The sequence below is a fragment of the Pseudoalteromonas sp. P1-13-1a genome (assembly GCF_001401875.1).
Lineage (GTDB): Bacteria > Pseudomonadota > Gammaproteobacteria > Enterobacterales > Alteromonadaceae > Pseudoalteromonas.
Window position 1 is genome coordinate 1 of record NZ_LKDV01000137.1, and the last position, 239, is coordinate 239.

Genomic DNA, 239 nt, shown 5'->3' on the forward strand with positions numbered 1-239 from the left:
CTTACGATACAAAATGTAGGCGATGTAAACGACCTAACACCGACATTACAGGGCACCAGTAACGAAATTGGCGGCACGGTGACACTCACCGTGACCGACAGTGACGGCGCTGAGCAAACTCTCACGACCACCGTTGAGGCGGATGGTCATTGGGATATTGAAATCCCCGGTGCGCTGGCGCAAGGTGACTTTACTGTCACAGCCAGCATAACCGACGCGGCAGGCAATGAGAGCACAGC

Annotated in this window: 1 protein-coding gene; it reads left to right on the forward strand. The window is 54.8% G+C overall.

From position 1 onward, the window contains the following. Positions 1 to 239: Ig-like domain-containing protein (locus AN391_RS20145; protein ID WP_235576516.1), on the forward strand; the 239-nt coding region annotated here is incomplete at both ends.